Source organism: Reyranella sp. GW821-FHT12G01 (genome assembly GCF_058806575.1).
In genome coordinates this window covers 711,476-728,917 of the sequence record NZ_JBXAPV010000002.1, presented here as the reverse complement: position 1 = coordinate 728,917, position 17,442 = coordinate 711,476, and the positions used below count along the sequence as shown (strand labels likewise).

Below are 17,442 nucleotides of genomic sequence, written 5' to 3'. Positions count from 1 at the left end.
GGCGAGGAGAGAGACATGGCAGGCAATCGACAAGCAACGAAGCTGCGGGACCTCCTGGCGCGAGGCGAGTTCATCCTGGCGCCCGGCATCTATGACGGCATCTCGGCGCGCGTCGCCGACCGCATGGGCTTTCCGGCGCTCTACATGACCGGCTACGGCGCTACCGCTTCGATGCTCGGGCTGCCGGATGCAGGTCTCGCGACTTACTCGGATATGCTGGGCCGCGCCGAGATGATCTGCTCGGTGGTGGAGACGCCGCTGATCGCCGATGCCGACACCGGCTATGGCGGCCTCCTGAACGTGCAGCGCACAATCCGCGGCTACGAGGCGGCGGGCGTCGCGGCGATCCAGATCGAAGACCAGGAGATGCCCAAGAAGTGCGGTCACACGCCGGGACGGCGGGTCGTGCCGGCCGAGGACATGGCGACGAAGCTGCGTGTCGCATCAGACGCGCGCCGCCACGAGGAGACGCTGATCGTGGCGCGCACCGATGCGCGCACGGCGCTCGGGCTCGACGAGGCGCTGCGTCGCGCCAAGCTCTATGAAGAAGCTGGCGCCGATATCATCTTCGTCGAATCGCCGGAGAGCGAAGCCGAGCTGGAACGCATCGGGAAGGAAGTGAGCAAGCCGCTGCTCGCCAACATGGTCGAGTTCGGCAAGACGCCGCGCGCCGAGGTTGACCGGCTGAAGAAGTGGGGTTTTAACCTCGCGATCTATCCGGTCCTCGGGCTTACCGTGGCGGCGGAGGCGATGCGTCAGTCGTTCGCGCACCTCAAGGCGGCCGGCACCAGCGTCGGCGACAAGGCTCCGCAGTATGACGATATCCACGGGCTGATGGGCTTCCCCGAGGTCTGGGACTTCGAGAAGCGCTGGGCGACATGAACGGCAAGCAGTTCCTGGAGATGCTGTCGCGCCTGCCGCCCCGCGTCTGGATCCAGGCGATCCTGGGCCTGATCGGCTTCGTCGTGCTGGCGGTCCTGGGCTTCGCCGTGATCGCGGGCGTCGCCGCGGTCCTGCTGGTGCTGCTGCTGGCCTTCAGGGCCAAGCGCTGGATCATGAGCTTCTTCCGCCGCGATCTTCAGCCCGCGCCGCCTCCGGCGCCGGCTCGTCACCATCACGACGGCCCGGTGACCGACGTCCAGTTCGAGATCGTCGATCGCTCCAACGATCGCACGCCGAGGCCGTAAATCCCGTCGTCTCGACCGGAGCGCCGCAGGCGCGGAGTGGAGAGACCTTCTCTCCACTAAAAGCCGCCTATTCGTAGAAAGAAGGTCTCTCCGCTGCGCCTCGCTTCGCGAGGCTCCGGTCGAGACGACGGGTTTTTTTAGACCCTGACGATCTTCCCCGGGTTCATCAGGTTCTGCGGATCGAGCGCGCGCTTGATGGTGCGCATCGTGTCGATCTCGACCTTGCTGCGATAGTGGGCGAGCTCGTCGACCTTGAGCAGGCCGATGCCGTGCTCGGCCGAGATCGATCCGCCATAGCTCACGACCAGGTCGTACACCGCCGCATTCACCGCATGGGTGTGCGGCAGGAAGCGCGCCTTGTCCCAGCCGGCCGGCGCCTGGCAATTGAAGTGGAGATTGCCGTCGCCGACATGGCCGAAGGTGACCGGCCGGCATTCCGGCAGCGCCTTCCTCATTGCCGCGAGTCCCTCGGTGACGAAGGAGGGGATCTTGCTCACCGCGACGGAGATGTCGTGCTTCACGGACGGGCCTTCCTTCTTGGAGGCCTCCGTATGGTTCTCGCGCAGGCTCCACAGCGCACGGGCCTGGGTCTCGTTCTGGGCGATGGTCGCGTCGAGCACGAGGCCGTTTTCCATCGCCTCGCCGAGATAGGCTTCCATCTTTTCGCGCAAGCCGCCCGCATTCTCACCATCGCGGCGCGCGCGGGTCGAGGACCATTCGAGCAGCACGTACCAGTCGTGCTTCTCCGCCAGCGGATCGGTGGCGCCCGGAATGTGCTGTAGCACCAGGTCGATGCCCTGGCGACCCATCAGCTCGCAGGAGGTGACATTGTCCTCGGAGGCGGCATGCGCGCCGCTCAGCAGGGTGACGGCGGCCTCGGGTGAGGTGACGGCGACCCATGCGGTCGCGATGTCCTTGGGCTTGGGCCACAGCTTCAGCACCGCGCGGGTGATGATGCCCAGGGTGCCCTCGGCGCCGAGATAGAGGTCGCGCAGGTCGTAGCCGGTATTGTCCTTCTTGAGCGCGCGCAAGCCGTTCCAGATCTCGCCCTGGGGCGTCACGACCTCGAGGCCGAGCACGAGCTGGCGGGCATTGCCGTAGTGCAGCACCTGCACGCCGCCGGCGTTGGTCGAGAGATTGCCGCCAATGGTGCAGCTTCCCTCGGCCGCCAGCGACAGCGGGAACAGACGGTCGTTGGCCGAAGCGGTCTCCTGGATGGTCTTCAGGATGACGCCCGCCTCGACCGTCATCGAATAGCCGATCAGGTCGATGTCGGTGATGCGCGTCATGCGGTTGAGCGACAGCACGATCTCGCGGCCCTTTTCGTTGGGCGTGCCGCCACCCACCAGGCCCGTATTGCCGCCCTGGGGAACGACCGCGACCTTCTCGGCCGCGCAGAGCTTCACGACGTCGGCCACTTCCTGGGTGTTGGCCGGCCGCACGACGGCCAGCGCGCCGCCCACGAAGCTTTCGCGCCAGTCGGTGACGTAGGGATGCTTGCCCTGCTCGTCGGTGATCAGGCCTTTGTCGCCAACGATGGCGCGCAGCTTTTCAACGAAATCGGTCATCAGACGCGCAGTACCTTGCCGGGGTTCATGATGTTCTTCGGATCGAGCGCGCGCTTGATGGTGCGCATCGTGTCGAGTTCGATCCGGCTGCGGTAGTGGGCAAGCTCGTCGAGCTTGTCGATGCCGATGCCGTGCTCGGCCGAGATCGAGCCGTCGAGGCTGGTCACCAGGTCGTTCACCGCGCGCGTGATCGCCGGCGAATACTGGCTGAGTGTCGGGCGATCCATTCCCTTCGGTCCCATGAAGGAGAAGTGGATGTTGCCGTCGCCGATATGGCCGAGCGGGTAGGGGCGGATGCTGGGCAGGATGTCGAGGGCAGCCTTCAGGCCACGCTCGATGAACTCCGGCACCTTCGAGATCGAGACCGAGATGTCGTAGCTGAGGCCGGGCCCTTCGGCGCGCGACGCGGGCGCGACCGATTCACGGATCACCCACATGTTGCGCGCCTGCGCCTCGCTCTGGGCGATCACGGCGTCGAGCACGCGGCCGGCTTCCATCTGGTCGGCGAGGAACTGCTCCATCTTCTCCGACATGCCCTCGGTGCCCTCCACCTTGGGGCGCGCCGAGGTCCATTCGAGCAGCAGGAACCACTGCGTGTCGGCCTTCAGCGGATCCTGCGTGCCGGGAATGTTGCGCAGGACCATGTCGGTGCAGGTCCGGCTCATCAGCTCGCACGAGCCGACATTGTCCTCGGAGGCGGCATGCGCCTCGGACAGGATTTCTATGGCGGCCTGCGGATCGCGGATGGCGAGCCAGGCGGTGGCGGTGTCCTTGGCGGCCGGCCACAGCTTCAGCACCGCCTTGGTGATGATGCCGAGCGTGCCTTCGGCACCCATGAACAGGTGCTTCAGGTCGTAGCCGGTATTGTCCTTCTTGAGCGCACGCAGGCCGTTCCAGATGTCGCCGTTCGGCAGCACGACTTCGAGGCCCATCACGAGGTTGCGCGCATTGCCGTAGCGCAGCACCTGCACGCCGCCGGCGTTGGTCGAGAGATTGCCGCCGATCATGCAGGAGCCCTGGGCGCCGAGGAACAGCGGGAAGAAGCGGTCGTGGCTGGCCGCGGTCTCCTGCAGCGTCTGCAGCACGCAGCCCGACTCGACGGTCATCGAGTAGCCGACGGTATCGACGTTCAGGACCTTGTTCATGCGACCGACCGACAGGACGATGCCGGTGTGCGTGGGCCACGGCGTTGCGCCACCCATCAGGCCGGTGTTGCCCGCCTGCGGCACGATGGCGATGCCATTGTCGTGGCAGAGCTTCACGACCTTGGAGACTTCCTCGACATTCCCCGGCCGCACGACGACCGCGGCATTGCCCACGATCGAGCCGCGCCAGTCGGTGACGAAGGGCTGCTTGCCCTGGTCGTCGGCGATCAGGCCCTTGTCGCCCACGATGGCACGCAGGCTGTCGAGGATCGCGGACGTGACGGGCGCGGTCGGAATGGTCGGGATGATGGCGGTATCGGGCATTGTTTCCTCTGCTTTTGCGGCAGACTAGCGCTGCCTGTCGGTGCCGTCATCCGCAGCGGCGCGACGGAGCCGGTCGTTGATCGCGAGGCCGAGGCCGGTGTGCGGAATGGGCATCACGGCGATGCGGCCGATGCCCGGCCGGTCGAGCGATCGCATCATGGCGAACAGGTTGGCGGCGGCCTCGCCGAGATTGCCGGTCGGGCTGAGGTTCATCGTCAGCATGGCGCCGGACGGCATGTCCCGACCGAAGGCGAGCAGGCCTTCGTCGGGCGTGACGGACGTCGCCTCGAGCCGCACGGGACGCGACGGCGCGTAGTGGCTTTCGAGCTGGCCCGGCGACTTGCGCGCGGCATCGCCGCTCGGGATTGCGTCGCTCAGCGCAATCGGGCCAATGACGGCTTCGATCGCTTCGCGCGTCGCGCCGCCGGGACGCAGCAGAATGGGAGTCGCCGTCGTGAGATCGAGCACTGTCGATTCGACCCCGACGAGGCAGGGACCGCCATCGAGAATGGTGGGAGCGCGTGAGCCGAGCGATTGCGCGACATGCTCGGGCCGCGTCGGACTCACCTCGCCGCTGCGATTGGCAGACGGCGCGGCGATCGGCCGGCCGGTCGCGCGCATCAGCGCCTGCGCCACGGGATGCGAGGGCGCGCGGATCGCGACCGTGTCGAGGCCGGCGGTTGCCAGTAGCGCGATAGGCGATCCCTCGGCCCGCGGCAGCACCAGCGTGAGCGGGCCCGGCCAGAAACGGGCCGCGAGCTTCTCCGCCGTGTCGCTCCAGCGCACGAAGGCGCGGGCACCGGCGGCATCGAGCACGTGGCTGATCAGCGGATTGAACTGCGGGCGGCCCTTGGCCTCGAAGATCGCGGCGACCGCGCTCTCGTTGGTGGCGTCGCCGCCCAGCCCGTAGACGGTCTCGGTCGGAAAGGCGACGAGACCGCCGTCGCGCAGCGTTGCCGCGGCCTCGGCGATCGACTGCGCCGTCGCCTCGACCACGCTCATCGCGCCGCCAGGCTGCGGGCGATGAAGTGCGGGTTGGAGAAGCGCGGCTTGCCGTAGAGCAAGGGCGCGCCGTCGACCGTGACGACTTCGCCGCCCGCTGCCTCGAGCACACCCTGGGCCGCCGCGGTGTCCCACTCGTTGGTCGGTCCGAAGCGCGGATAGATGTCGGCCTTGCCCTCGGCGATCAGGCAGAACTTCAGCGACGAGCCTGCCTGCACGCGATCGGCGACGGTGAGGTTGTTGTTGCGGAACCAGATGTCGAGGTCGCTGTAGATCGCGTGGCTGCGGCTCGCGCAGGCGGTCAGGCCCTCGGGCGGCGGCGTGCGCGTGCGGATCGTCTCGAAGGCGCTGTTGCCCTGGCGCTTGTCGGCGCCAAGGCCTTTGGCGCCGCGCCACAGCGTCTCGGTGGCCGGCGCCAGCACGATGCCGAGGGTCGGATGGCCGTCCTCGATCAGCGCGATGTTCACCGTGAACTCGCCGTTCCTCTTGATGAACTCCTTGGTGCCGTCGAGCGGGTCGACCAGCCAGAACGGGCCGCCGTTCAGCGTAGGCACGCGGCCGGCCGCCATCTCCTCTTCGGCGATGATCACCGTGCCCGGCGCCAGCTTACGCAGGCCGGCTAGAATCACTGCCTCGGCGGCGTGGTCGGCGTCGGTGACGGGGCTCTTGTCGGCCTTGTCACGGGCGCCGAGATCGCCCGCATAGATGCGCATGATCTCGCGCGCGGCCTCCTCGGCGATGGTGGTGCAGGCGTCCCGGAGGGTTTCGAAGGGGGGCAGGGAATGGGTCATGGCGCGGCTCTTATAGACGCTGGCGGCTTCGGCTTGACAGCAAACTTGAGCATCGCGAATATATTGGAACGACGTTCCAATATTTAGAATAACCGGAGGAAGCGATGCCCGTCAAAGTGATCGGAATGATCGGCGTGGCCCCGCCGCAGGGGACTGCGCTGCACGTGATCGCCGGTGGCATCTCGCCGACCTTCCTGCGCGAGTTCTCGCAGGCTCATGAGGCCGCGGGCTTTGACTACGTGCTGGTCGGCTACTACGCGTCGTCGGCCGAGGGCTTCAACGTTGCGAGCTACGCGGCCTGCCAGACCAAGACGCTCTCCTACCTGATCGCCCATCGCCCGGGCGTCGTGGCGCCGACCATCGCGGCACGCGCCGCGGCGACGCTCGACCAGCTCTCCGGCGGTCGCCTGGCGCTGCACATCATCGTGGGCAACAGCGACGCTGACCAGCAGCGCGAGGGCGACTTCTCGCCGAAGGAAGAGCGCTACGTGCGCGCCGCCGAGTATCTCGACGTGATGCGCAAGGTCTGGACCTCGACCAAACCGTTCGACTACGAGGGCAAGTTCTACCGCTTCAAGGACGTGTTCTCGGAAGCCAAGCCCTTCCAGCAGCCTTACCCGCCGCTGTTCTTCGGCGGCTCCTCGCCGGGCGCGATGGAGATGGGCGCGCAGCATTGCGATGCCTTCGCGATGTTCGGCGAACCGCTTGCCGAGACCGCCGAGCGCATCGCCCAGTTCCGCGCCATGACCAAGCCGTTCGGCCGCACGCCGCGCTTCAACGTCTCGTTCCGGCCGATCATCGCCGAGACCGAAGGCAAGGCGTGGGACAAGGCGAAGAAGATCCTCGACGAGCTGAAGTCGAGCGGCACGATGCCCACCAAGGCGCAGGACAAGTCGGCCGAGCGCCTGGTCGAACTGGCAAAGCGCGGCGACGTGCATGACGAGCGGCTGTGGATGCCGGTCGCCGGTGCTGCCGCCGGCAAGGGCAACACCTCGTGCCTCGTCGGCACGCCGGAGCAGGTCGCCGAGGCGATGCTGAAGTACTACCGGATGGGCGTGGCCTCGTTCCTGATCCGCGGTTTCGACCCGCTGGGCGACGTCACGGACTTCGGGCGTGAGCTGATCCCGCGCCTCAAGGCGGGTGCTCTCGAGATCGATCAGAAGCTCGCGGCGGCGGCCTGAGGCCGTCCGTCGCGCAAGACGGAAGACAAGAGTTCAAACAGGAGGAAACGTGTTCAGGAAGCAATTTTGCGCCGCTCTCGCGGGCGTCGCGGCCCTTTCGCTCGGCTTCGCCGGGGCGGTGTCGGCGCAGCAGTATCCCGACAAGCCGATCAAGCTGATCGTGCCCTATCCGCCGGGCGCCACGAACGACCTGTTGGCGCGCGTGCTGGCCGAGCCGCTGTCCAAGGAACTGGGCCAGCCGGTGATCGTCGACAACAAGGGCGGTGCCGCGACGGCGATCGGTGCGACGGCGGCCGCCAATGCGCCGGCCGACGGCTACACGATGCTGCTGGGCACGGGCACGACCTATACGCTCAACCCGCTGCTGAAGAAGGGCCTGGCCTACGACACCGACCGCGACTTCAAGATGGTGTCGATCATCGCCGAGGTGCCGGTGGTGTTCATCGTCAATCCGAAGTTCCCGGCCAAGACGCTGTCGGAGTTCGTGGCCTACGCGAAGGCCAACCCCGGCAAGGTGAACTTCTCTTCCTCGGGCCTCGGCTCCTCGCTGCATCTCGCGGCCGAGCTGTTCGCCCTGCAGGCCGGCATCAAGATGACGCACGTCCCGTATCCCGGCAGCGCCGGCGCCATGCGCGCCCTGCTGGCGGACGAAGTGCAGATGTTCTCCGAGGTCGTCTCCGGCGCCCTGCCGCAGATCGCGCAGAAGACGGTCGTGCCGCTCGCCATCACCAGCGCGAAGCGCCTGGCCGTCGAGCCCTCGATCCCGACGGTGGCCGAGAGCGGCTATCCCGGCTTCGAGGCGCTGGGCTGGTACGCGCTGGCCGTCCCGAAGGCGACGCCGGCCGCCGTGGTTACGCGCATCGAGACCGCGATCAACAAGATCCTGGCCTCGGGCGTCCTGCAGGCGCGCTTCGAGCCGCTGGCGATCGTGATCCCCGGTCCGCAGGAGCCGGGCTCGGCCGACAAGTACATGGCGAAGGACCGCGCGCTCTGGGAGCCGCTGGTCCGCTCGCTGAACATCACGCTCGACTGACGGGCGTCGGATAACGAAGGTAGGCGGCATGGATACGACGGTCGTCAAGGCACTCACGGTGCTGGAAGCCTTGGCCTCCAGCAAGGCGCCGCTCGGCGTCACCGAGCTCGCCATGAAGCTCGGCCTGTCGAAGAGCAACGTGCATCGGCTGCTGCAGACCTTGGGAAGCCGGGGCTACGTCACCCAGATCGACCAACGCTACACCGTCACGACCCGGCTGTGGGAGCTGGGCGCGATGATCATCAGCCGGCTCGATGTCGCCCAGGTCGCCACGCCGGTGATGCAGCGTCTCGTCGCTGAGGTCGACGAGACCGCGCATCTCTCCATCCTCGACATGGCCACCTGCGAGGTCGTCTCGATCCACAATGTCGAGAGCACCCAGCCGGTACGTGCCTATTCGCGCATCGGCCAGCGCACGCCGGCGCATTGCGTGGCAACGGGGAAGGCGCTGCTGTCGGTACAGCCGCCCGAGGCGCTGCTGGCCTTGCCGGAGGAATTGCCGCGCTTCACGCCGCATACGCTCTACCGGCGCGACGATCTGCTGGCGGCGCTGGAGAAGATCCGGCTCGACGGTTATTCGACGAATGCCGGCGAGTGGCGAGAGCAGGTGGGCGGCGCTGCGGCGGCGATCTTCGACCATGCCGGCCGGCCGGTTGCCGCGATCGGGCTGACGGTGCCGGTCGAGCGGCTCACGCCCGACATCCTGAGCCGCTACATCCCGCTGCTGACCGCAGCGGCGGACGAGATCTCGCGACTCATGGGCGCGCCGCCTCGCGCGCGATAAGATTTACTTCTTCAGGACGCGGCCGGCGACGGCATCGAGCTTCGCGACCATTTCGGCCGATCGCACGGCCGGCGATGTGATGAGTGCGTTCTCGAGCGCGTGATCGCAGCCAGCAGGACAGGGGGCGGGACGCGATGTCTTGAGGCGCGGGGCGATCATGGCGACCAGCGACTTGGCCTTCTCCGCGTTCTCCAGCAGCACGCGCACGATGTCGCCGACCTGCACATGCTCGTGGTCGGGATGCCAGCAGTCGAAGTCGGTGACCATGGCGACGGTCACGTAACAAATCTCCGCTTCGCGGGCGAGCTTGGCCTCCGGCATGTTGGTCATGCCGATCACGTCGCAGCCCCAGCTCCGGTAGAGCTTCGATTCGGCGAGGCTGGAGAATTGCGGGCCTTCCATCGCGATGTAGGTGCCACCCATCCTGATCGGGAAGCCGGCCTTCTGCGCACAGTCGTACGCAACCTCGGCCAGGCGATTGCAGGTCGGCTGCGCCATCGAGACATGGGCCACCAGCCCTTCGCCGAAGAAGCTCTTCTCGCGGGCTAAGGTGCGGTCGATGAACTGGTCGACCACGACGAAATGACCCGGCGGCAGGTCCTCGCGCAGCGAGCCGCAGGCCGACAGTGACAGGATGTCGGTGACGCCGCTGCGCTTCAGCGCGTCGATGTTGGCGCGGTAGTTGATCGAGGTCGGGGAATGGCGGTGGCCGCGGCCGTGACGCGGCACGAACACGACGTCGAGCCCGTCGAGCACGCCGAACAGGAATTCGTCGGAAGTCTCGCCGAACGGCGAGGCGACCCGGCGCCATTCCGCGTTCTTGAGGCCGGCCATGTCGTAGACGCCGCTGCCGCCCAGAATACCCAACACCGTCATATGCTTCTCCCGGTTGGCGGTGGTGTATCATTCCCCCTCGGCAAAGGGGAGACATCCATGGGCAAGCTCGACGGCAAGATCACCATCGTTACCGGCGCGACCAGCGGCATCGGACGGCGCACTGTCGAGCTGTTCGTCGCGGAGGGCGCGAAAGTCGTCGCCACCGGACGGCGCGAGGAGCTGGGGCGCACGCTGGAAGCGGCCCTCGGCAAGGACAATTGCATTTTCGTGACGGCGGATGCCACGAACGAAGCGGACGTGAAGAGCATGTTCGACGCCTGCCTGTCGAAGTGGGGCCGGGTCGACTGCCTGTTCAACAATGCCGGCGGGCCGGCACCGGTCGGCGGCATCGAGGCGGTGCCGGTCGAGGGCTTTGACGCCGCGATGGCGACGCTGGTGCGGTCGGTGATGCTCGGCATGAAGCACGCCGCGCCGCTCATGATGGCGCAGGGCTCGGGCAGCATCATCAACAACGGCAGCGTCGCGGCGCGCCGCGCGGGTTACTCGACCTCGATGATCTATGGGGCTGCCAAGGCGGCGGTGAACCATCTCACCGTCTGCGTCGCCATGCAGCTCGGCGAGAAGAACGTGCGGGTGAATTCGATCTCGCCGGGCGGCATCGCCACCGGCATCTTCGCCAAGGCGCTGGGCCTGCCGCCGGACAAGGCCGATTCCTATGCCGAGGCGATGAAGGCCAGCATGGCCAAGAACCAGCCGGTCCCACGTGCCGGCATCGTCGACGACATCGCCAAGGCCGCCATCTTCCTGGCCTCGGACGATTCCACCTTCATCAACGGCCACGATCTCGTGGTCGATGGCGGCCTGGTCGGCGGCCGCCTGTGGACGCCGCACCAGGAAGGCGTGAAGGCGATGCGCCAGGCCTTCGGCGTCGACGAGATCTGACGTGGCTTCGCTCGCCAACAGGATTGCCCTCGTGACCGGCGCGTCGCGCGGCATCGGCCGTGCGGTGGCGCTTTCGCTCGCGCAGGAGGGCGCCGCCGTCGCCGTGAACTATCGCGAGCGGGCGGCCGATGCGGATGAAGTGGTCGCTGCCATCAGGAACGCGGGCGGCAAGTCGATCGCGGTCGCTGCCGACGTATCCGACAGCGTGGCCGTCGCCCGGATGGTCGCGACGGTGGAGCGGGAGCTGGGGCCGGTCGATGTGCTGGTGAACAATGCCGGGCTTGCCATCATGACCGGCATCGATGATCTCACCGAGGAAGATTTCGACCGCACCATCGCGGTCAACCTGAAGTCGGCGTTCCTTTGCACCAAAGCGGTGCTGCCCGGCATGCGGGCGCGCAAGTGGGGCCGCATCGTCAACATCTCCTCGGGTGCGGCGCGCGGGGCCGGTGGTATCGGCCCGCACTACAACGCCTCGAAGGCGGGCATGGAAGGACTGACGCGCGGCTACGCGGCACGCGTCGTGAAGGACGGCGTCACCGTCAACGCCGTGGCGCCGTCGCTGATCGAGACGGACATGGTCAAGTCGGGTCTCGCCTCGTCGCCCGACCGCATCCCGCTTGGCCGCTTCGGCACGTCGGAGGAATGCGCGCAGGCGGTCCTGATGGTGATCGGCAACGCCTACATGACCGGCCAGACGGTGGCGCTGAGCGGCGGGATGTCGTTCCTGTAGAAATATTCATGAAACTATCCGTCGTCCTGAGCGCAGCCACCCGAAGGGTGGCGTAGTCGAAGGACCTCTTTTCCGACGCACGGTGTGTGGATACGAAAAGAGGTCCTTCGACTTCGCGCCTTTGGCGCTGCGCTCAGGACGACGGGATACTACTTCTTCGGCTCCACATGGCCGCCGAAGGCATGGCGCATGGCGGACAGGAGCTTGTTGGCGGTACCTTCGCGGTCGCGCGAGCGGAAGCGGGCATAGAGCGCGGCCGAGAGGACGTCGGCCGGCACGGCTTCCTCGATGGCGGCATTGATGGTCCAGCGGCCTTCGCCGGAATCTTCCACGAAGCCGGAATACTTCGAGAGCGCGGGATCCTCCGCCAGCGCCGAGGAGGTGAGGTCGAGCAGCCAGGAGCTGACGACGCTGCCGCGCCGCCAGACTTCGGCGATGTCGGCGAGGTCGAGATCGTAGCGGCGTTCGGCCGGCACGGCCTCGGATGAGACCTTGCGTAGGATCTCGAAGCCCTCGGCATAGGCCTGCATCAGCCCGTACTCGATGCCGTTGTGCACCATCTTCACGAAATGGCCGGCGCCGCTCGGGCCGCAATGGAGATAGCCGCGCTCGACGCGGGGATCGCGCGTCTCGCGGCGCGGCGTCTTCGCGATTGTGCCTTCGCCGGGGCTGAGGGCGGCGAAGATCGGATCGAGCCGTTCGACGGCCTCCTTGTCGCCGCCGATCATCAGGCAGTAGCCGCGCTCCAGGCCCCAGACGCCGCCGCTGGTGCCGCAGTCGAGATAGTGAATGCCCTTGCTCTTCATCTCGCGGGCGCGGCGCACGTCGTCCTGGAAGAAGGCGTTGCCGCCGTCGATGATCGTGTCGCCCGGTGCGAGCAGCCGGCCCAGCTCGGCCACGGTCTGCTCCGTGATCTCGCCCGCCGGCAGCATCACCCAGACGTTGCGCGGCTTGGAGAGCTTGCCGACCAGATCCGCGAGGTTCGCGGCGCCGGCGATGTTCGGCCCGGCCAGGCCCGCGACCGTTTCGGAGTTCTGGTCGAAGACGACGCAATCGTGGCCCTGCCGGACCAGCCGGCGCACGAGGTTGGCGCCCATCCGTCCCAGGCCGATCATCCCGAGCTGCATTCTTCTCTCCCGTTCGTTTCCTGATCCCTGCCGCATGATAAGCTGACCGGCAATGAAGACCATCGTCGTCGTGATGGGTGTCTCGGGATCGGGAAAAACCACCGTCGCCAGCCTGCTGGCCGAACGGCTCTGCTGCGCGTTCCAGGACGGCGACGACCTCCACCCACGCGCGAATGTGGAGAAGATGCGCAGCGGCACGCCGCTCACCGACGCCGACCGCCTGCCCTGGCTGCAGGCGATTGCCGGGCATATCGACGGCTGGCGGGAGAGGGGCGAGGCGGGCGTCGTCACCTGTTCCTCGCTGAAGCGGGCCTATCGTGACATCATCGTCGGCGGGCGGCCCGACACGAACCTGGTCTATCTCAAGGGAACGCAGGCGCTGATCCACGGCCGCCTGACCGCGCGCACCTCGCACTTCATGCCGGTCGGCCTGCTCGAGAGCCAGTTGGCCACCCTGCAGGAGCCGGTGGAGGAGGAGCGACCCATCGTCGTCGACATCGGCCCGGAACCCGGGGCGATCGTCGACGAGATCGTGCGACGGCTCGCGAGCCGATGCTGAGGATCCTCGGCAAGGCGAGTTCGATCAACGTGCGCAAGGTCCTGTGGGCCTGCGAGGAGATCGGCATTGCCTATGTACGCACAGACGAGGGACCAGCGCTCGCGCGGAATCCCAATGGGCTCGTGCCGGTCATCGTCGATGGCGACTTCGTGCTGTGGGAGAGCAATACGATCCTGCGTTACCTCGCCCACAAGTGGTCGGCCGAAGCGTTGCTGCCGCGCGAGCCGCGACGGCGTGCCGAGGTCGAGCGCTGGATCGACTGGCAGGCGACCGAGTTCAACACCGCGTGGCGTTATGCCTTCTCCGCCCTCGTGCGGCGCAATCCGGCCTTCGCCGACGCAGCGCAGATCGAGACCTCGCGGCGCGACTGGAACCGCATGGCGGGAATCGTCGAGGCGCAGCTTCGCGCGACCGGCGGCTACATCGCGAGCGACGCGTTCACGCTCGCCGACATTCCCATCGCGCTTTCGATCAATCGCTGGATGATGACGCCGATGGACAAGCCGTCGCTGCCGGCGGTCGACGCCTACTATGAAAGGCTGGCATCACGGCCGGCTTTCCTCAAACATGGGCGCAACGGAATTCCCTGAGGGAGGAAACAATGAAGACGATGATGCGGCGCGCCGCTTGCGCGCTGATCCTGGCTGCGGCCGCCACGCCCGCCTTCGCGCAGGACTTCCCCTCGCGGCCGATCAAGCTGGTCGTGCCCTATGCGCCCGGCGGCGGCGCCGATTCGGTGGCGCGCATCGTGGCCAAGAAGGTCTCCGAGAATATCGGCCAGCCCATCGTGATCGAGAACAAGGGTGGCGCCGGCTCGATCGTCGGCACTGATCTCGTCGCCAAGGCCGAGCCCGACGGTTACACGCTGCTGCTCGGCCAGTCCGGTCCGATCTCGATCAATCCCGCCGTCTACAAGTCGCTGCCCTACGATCCGGTGAAGGATTTCGCGCCCATCACCATGACGACGGCCTATCCCTACATCCTCGTCGTCAATGCCGACTCGCCCGCGAAGAACCTGCAGGAGTTCGTTGCGCTGGCGAAGAGCAAGCCGGGCGCGCTCAACTACGGCTCGACCGGCGTCGGTGCGGCGAACCATCTCGTCGCCGAGCTGTTCAACAGCAAGGCAGGCCTCAAGATGACCCACGTGCCCTATCGCGGCACGGCGCTGGCCGTCGGCGACCTTCTAAGCGGCACCCTGAACGTCGTGTTCGGCGATCCGATCAGTGTCCTGCCGCACATCAAGTCGGGCAAGCTGCGGGCGCTGGCCGTCACCAGCCTTGAGCGTTCGCCGGTCGCGCCCGAGGTGCCGACCGTCGCCGAGAGCGGCTATCCCGGTTTCGAGGCGCTGGCCTGGCATGGCATCCTGGCGCCAGCCAAGACTCCGCCCGCGATCGTGAACAAGCTGAACGCGGAGATCGTGAAGGCGCTGGCCGATCCGGCCACCAAGGAGTTGCTGGTCAACCAGGCCATGCAGACCGTCGGCAACTCGCCGGAGGCCTTCGCCGCCTTCATCCAGAAGGACATCGCGACCTGGAAGGCGGTCGCGGCGTCCGCCAACGTCACCGTCGAGTAGGCACTGCCAGAGCCAGCAGCGAGGAGACATCCTCGCTGCGGTCGAGCGCCCATACGGCATCGATCAGCGGCTGGATGTCGTGGCCGGGCTCCCAGCGCTTCGCCTCGTCGCGTAGCTTCGATTCGATCTCGGCATCTTTCAGCGGGTTCGACGAACTGCCGCGCGCTGCCTGGGTCGAGAGCGCGTGCTTCTTGCCGTCGACCGTCCAGATGTCCATCTCGGCGGCGATGGTCGAGATGCTGTCGTCGCTCGCGCACTCGAACTTGCCGCGCAGCGCCTTGATCGCGGGGTCAGCGACGCAGGCGTCGGTCAACTGCTCGAGGCCCGCCTTGCCGAGGATCAGCGCCGCGGCCACGCAATGCTGCAGGCTGACCTGCGCCTCGCGGCCGGTAGCGATGTCGGCGCGATCGGTGCGCTGCAGGAGGAGCGGATTGCCGCGCACCGCAATGCGCTCGACTCCCAGGTCGGGATGGGCGCGCCGCCAGTCGAGCGCCAGGTCGAGCAGCGGATGGATTACGAAGCCCGCGGCATAGGGCTTGATCGAGTTGTTGTTGACCTGCCAGCTCTTGCCGAGCCCGTCGAGTAGCGCCGCCCAGTTCGGCGGCTCGCCCATGGCGGCGAGGAAACCCTGCGCGCCGGCGATCGGCTCGGGCGGGCCGGCAAAGCCCTTCTCGGCCAGCAGAGCAGAGAACAGGCCGTTGCGCGCGGCGTTGCCGACGCTGACGCTCTTGGCCGGCCAACCCAGGCACTCGCAGAGGCCCGCCGACTGTGTCGAGGCACTGCCCAGCGCCCAGACAGTGCGCTCGGCGTCGAGCCCCAGCAGCTTGGCCGCGCCTGCCGCCGACCCGAAGACGCCGCAGGTGGAGGTGATGTGCCAACCTTGAGGGTAGTGGCCGGGCGAGACCGCGCCGCCGACGCGGCATTCGATCTCGAAACCCAGCGCGAAGGCGAGCAACAGCTCGGGGCCGCTCACCTTGCGGATCTCCGACAGGGCAAGCAGCGCCGGCGCCAGCGGCGAGGTCGGATGCACGACGGTCGGCAGATGGGTGTCGCAATAGTCGAAGACGTTGGCGCCGGCAGCGTTGAGGAAAGTCGCCGTCAGGGGATCGATGCGCTCGGGCCGGCCGACGATGGTGGCCTGCCGGCCGCCGGAGAACTCACCGAGCGTGCGCAACGCCAGTTCGACCGGCTGGGTGCGGCAGCCCGCGATCGCCACCGCGAAGAAGTTCATCAGCGCGCGCTTGGCTTCGTGGCGCGCCTGCTCGGGCAGGTCGTCCCACCTGGTATCGACGACGAAGCGGGCGAGTTCGGGCGTTACGCCTTGTCTGGGAAGCATGGGTACTCTTTCGGTGAGGAGAAACGTCTATTCGCGAACCGGATTGCCTTCGAGCTTGAGCGCGGCGTCGACGGCAGGCTTGATGCCTTCGTCGAGCCGCAGGCAGCCGGCGTTCAGCCCGTCGCCCGGCTTCTTGTCGACCGGCGCGATGAACAATGCGGTGACCTTGATGTCGCCGACGGCCAGCCGCGCCTCGCTCAGCCAGCGCGTGGCACGGATCGAGGCGCCGCCCTTGTCGAGCGGGACCCAGCCGCACATCACGGTCCGCTCGCCCGACGGGTCTATGCGGATGTGGGCCGTGTCGCTGCCCTTGAAGCTGCCGGCGGCGCTGGTCACCTGCCATTCGAAGGGAACGGCGCGATAGAGCTTCGCATCGTCGGCCGAGACGTCGATGGTGCCGACATAGTCGGCCTTCGCCAGCGAGGGATCGCGGATCCAGCCCAGCGACGCCGCGACGGCGTAGAGCGCGAGAGCGGCGGCGAGCAGAAGCATCGCCCAACGCGGAACACCGGTCATGATCGGGCCCGTCCGCTCAGGCGAGGATCGGCGAGAGGCCGCCGTCGATCACCAGCGTGTGGCCGGTGATGTAGGAGCCGGCATCCGACGCCAGCAGCAGAAGCGCGCCGCGCAGGTCCTCCTGCTTGCCCCAGCGCGCGACGGCGGTGCGGCTTTCGAGCATGGCGTTGAAGTCCTTGTTCTGCTGCAGCGGCACGTTGAGTTCGGTGCGGATGTAGCCGGGCGCGATCGCGTTCGCGGTGACGTGTGGCCCGAACTCCGCGGCCAGGTTCTTGGTGAGGCCGATCAGCCCGTGCTTGGCCGAGACATAGCCCGCGACCGAGGCGCGGCCGACGACGCCCAGGACCGAGGAGATGTTGACGACGCGGCCGTACTGGCGCGCCAGCATGTGGCGGCCGACCTCGCGGGAGACGACGAACTGCGAGATCAGGTTGGTCTCGATCACCTTGCGGAAATCCGGCGTCGCGGTGTCGACGATGTCCTGTCGGTGGATGATGCCGGCATTGTTCACCAGTGCGTCGATGCGGCGGTGCTTCGAGATGATGCCGCGGACCTTGGCCACCACGTCAGCCTCGTCGGTGATGTCGATCGGCACGACATGCGCCTTGCCGCCCTTGCGGGCGATGGCGCGGGCGGTCTGGTCGAGCTCTTTCACGGAGCGGCCGGCGCACAACACGGTGGCGCCGGCGCCCGCCAGGGCCAGCGCCATGTCGCGGCCCAGCCCGCGCGAGGCGCCGGTGAGCAGCACCACGCGATTCTTCATCGAAAACAGATCGGCCATGTTCCCGCCTGATGTGCGTTTCT

19 protein-coding genes are annotated in these 17,442 nt (G+C 67.4%); 10 read left to right on the top strand and 9 right to left on the bottom strand.

Translation table 11 applies throughout. The features are described 5' to 3' along the window. The first annotated feature begins 15 nt into the window (after window positions 1–15). Both AC1RP5_RS22890 and AC1RP5_RS22885 read left to right on the top strand, forming a co-directional pair. Window positions 16–882: an isocitrate lyase/PEP mutase family protein gene (locus tag AC1RP5_RS22890; protein WP_493114563.1), complete on the top strand. Its 867-nt coding sequence runs from the start codon at window positions 16–18 to the stop codon at window positions 880–882. Continuing rightward, window positions 879–1,187, top strand: coding sequence for a hypothetical protein (locus AC1RP5_RS22885; protein ID WP_493114561.1), 309 nt, complete (start codon window positions 879–881; stop codon window positions 1,185–1,187). The genes AC1RP5_RS22890 and AC1RP5_RS22885 overlap by 4 nt, the downstream gene beginning before the upstream one ends. 137 nt (window positions 1,188–1,324) lie before the next feature. Here the strand turns inward: AC1RP5_RS22885 and AC1RP5_RS22880 are convergent, their stop codons facing one another. Genes AC1RP5_RS22880 through cysQ form a run of 4 tightly spaced genes read right to left on the bottom strand, consistent with a single transcriptional unit; the run spans window position 1,325 to window position 6,017 of the window. After that, window positions 1,325–2,755, bottom strand: a complete 1,431-nt coding sequence (locus AC1RP5_RS22880; protein ID WP_493114560.1) for an FAD-binding oxidoreductase — start codon at window positions 2,753–2,755, stop codon at window positions 1,325–1,327. Continuing rightward, entirely contained in the window at window positions 2,755–4,224 is a 1,470-nt protein-coding gene (locus tag AC1RP5_RS22875; protein WP_493114559.1) for an FAD-binding oxidoreductase, read from the bottom strand. Before AC1RP5_RS22875 ends, AC1RP5_RS22880 begins: the two co-directional genes overlap by 1 nt. A gap of 24 nt (window positions 4,225–4,248) precedes the next feature. Then, window positions 4,249–5,226, bottom strand: a complete 978-nt coding sequence (locus AC1RP5_RS22870) for an L-threonylcarbamoyladenylate synthase (RefSeq protein WP_493114558.1) — start codon at window positions 5,224–5,226, stop codon at window positions 4,249–4,251. Continuing rightward, complete coding sequence (gene cysQ, locus AC1RP5_RS22865) at window positions 5,223–6,017, bottom strand: 3'(2'),5'-bisphosphate nucleotidase CysQ (protein ID WP_493114556.1); 795 nt, start codon at window positions 6,015–6,017, stop codon at window positions 5,223–5,225. Before cysQ ends, AC1RP5_RS22870 begins: the two co-directional genes overlap by 4 nt. A 104-nt stretch (window positions 6,018–6,121) precedes the next feature. Here cysQ and AC1RP5_RS22860 point away from each other — a divergent pair, with 104 nt between their 5' ends. Genes AC1RP5_RS22860 through AC1RP5_RS22850 form a run of 3 tightly spaced genes read left to right on the top strand, consistent with a single transcriptional unit; the run spans window position 6,122 to window position 9,015 of the window. Beyond that, on the top strand, window positions 6,122–7,198 hold the full coding sequence (locus tag AC1RP5_RS22860) for an LLM class flavin-dependent oxidoreductase (RefSeq protein ID WP_493114555.1): 1,077 nt from the start codon (window positions 6,122–6,124) through the stop codon (window positions 7,196–7,198). A 49-nt stretch (window positions 7,199–7,247) separates the two neighbouring features. Beyond that, entirely contained in the window at window positions 7,248–8,231 is a 984-nt protein-coding gene (locus AC1RP5_RS22855; RefSeq protein ID WP_493114553.1) for a Bug family tripartite tricarboxylate transporter substrate binding protein, read from the top strand. A gap of 28 nt (window positions 8,232–8,259) precedes the next feature. Then, window positions 8,260–9,015 carry an IclR family transcriptional regulator gene (locus AC1RP5_RS22850; protein WP_493114552.1) on the top strand — a complete coding sequence of 252 codons (756 nt, stop codon included), beginning with the start codon at window positions 8,260–8,262 and terminating at the stop codon, window positions 9,013–9,015. 3 nt (window positions 9,016–9,018) lie between these two features. Here AC1RP5_RS22850 and AC1RP5_RS22845 read toward each other — a convergent pair whose 3' ends face one another. Next, window positions 9,019–9,891 (bottom strand): S-methyl-5'-thioadenosine phosphorylase, encoded by an 873-nt coding sequence (locus AC1RP5_RS22845; protein ID WP_493114550.1) that lies wholly within the window; start codon window positions 9,889–9,891, stop codon window positions 9,019–9,021. A 57-nt stretch (window positions 9,892–9,948) separates the two neighbouring features. Here AC1RP5_RS22845 and AC1RP5_RS22840 point away from each other — a divergent pair, with 57 nt between their 5' ends. Next, entirely contained in the window at window positions 9,949–10,794 is an 846-nt protein-coding gene (locus AC1RP5_RS22840) for an SDR family NAD(P)-dependent oxidoreductase (RefSeq protein ID WP_493114549.1), read from the top strand. A gap of 1 nt (window position 10,795) precedes the next feature. Further along, complete coding sequence (locus AC1RP5_RS22835) at window positions 10,796–11,527, top strand: SDR family NAD(P)-dependent oxidoreductase (protein ID WP_493114547.1); 732 nt, start codon at window positions 10,796–10,798, stop codon at window positions 11,525–11,527. A 149-nt stretch (window positions 11,528–11,676) separates the two neighbouring features. Here AC1RP5_RS22835 and gnd read toward each other — a convergent pair whose 3' ends face one another. Beyond that, window positions 11,677–12,654, bottom strand: coding sequence for a phosphogluconate dehydrogenase (NAD(+)-dependent, decarboxylating) (gene gnd, locus AC1RP5_RS22830; RefSeq protein ID WP_493114545.1), 978 nt, complete (start codon window positions 12,652–12,654; stop codon window positions 11,677–11,679). Window positions 12,655–12,706: 52 nt separating this feature from the next. Between gnd and AC1RP5_RS22825 the strand changes: the two genes are divergently transcribed. The 3 genes from AC1RP5_RS22825 to AC1RP5_RS22815 are packed head-to-tail and all read left to right on the top strand — an operon-like array spanning window position 12,707 to window position 14,786. After that, window positions 12,707–13,213 carry a gluconokinase gene (locus AC1RP5_RS22825; RefSeq protein ID WP_493114543.1) on the top strand — a complete coding sequence of 169 codons (507 nt, stop codon included), beginning with the start codon at window positions 12,707–12,709 and terminating at the stop codon, window positions 13,211–13,213. Continuing rightward, window positions 13,207–13,803, top strand: a complete 597-nt coding sequence (locus tag AC1RP5_RS22820; RefSeq protein ID WP_493114541.1) for a glutathione S-transferase family protein — start codon at window positions 13,207–13,209, stop codon at window positions 13,801–13,803. The genes AC1RP5_RS22825 and AC1RP5_RS22820 overlap by 7 nt, the downstream gene beginning before the upstream one ends. A gap of 11 nt (window positions 13,804–13,814) precedes the next feature. Next, a complete protein-coding gene (locus tag AC1RP5_RS22815) occupies window positions 13,815–14,786 on the top strand; it encodes a Bug family tripartite tricarboxylate transporter substrate binding protein (RefSeq protein WP_493114539.1) in 972 nt (323 codons plus the stop codon). Here AC1RP5_RS22815 and AC1RP5_RS22810 read toward each other — a convergent pair. From AC1RP5_RS22810 to AC1RP5_RS22800, 3 genes are read right to left on the bottom strand one after another with little or no spacing between them, the layout of a single operon-like run. Beyond that, a complete protein-coding gene (locus AC1RP5_RS22810) occupies window positions 14,773–16,122 on the bottom strand; it encodes an MmgE/PrpD family protein (protein ID WP_493114538.1) in 1,350 nt (449 codons plus the stop codon). The genes AC1RP5_RS22815 and AC1RP5_RS22810 overlap by 14 nt on opposite strands. 27 nt (window positions 16,123–16,149) lie before the next feature. Continuing rightward, window positions 16,150–16,638 (bottom strand): hypothetical protein, encoded by a 489-nt coding sequence (locus AC1RP5_RS22805; protein WP_493114537.1) that lies wholly within the window; start codon window positions 16,636–16,638, stop codon window positions 16,150–16,152. A 16-nt stretch (window positions 16,639–16,654) separates the two neighbouring features. After that, window positions 16,655–17,419, bottom strand: a complete 765-nt coding sequence (locus AC1RP5_RS22800) for an SDR family NAD(P)-dependent oxidoreductase (protein ID WP_493114535.1) — start codon at window positions 17,417–17,419, stop codon at window positions 16,655–16,657. Between the last annotated feature and the right edge of the window lie 23 nt (window positions 17,420–17,442).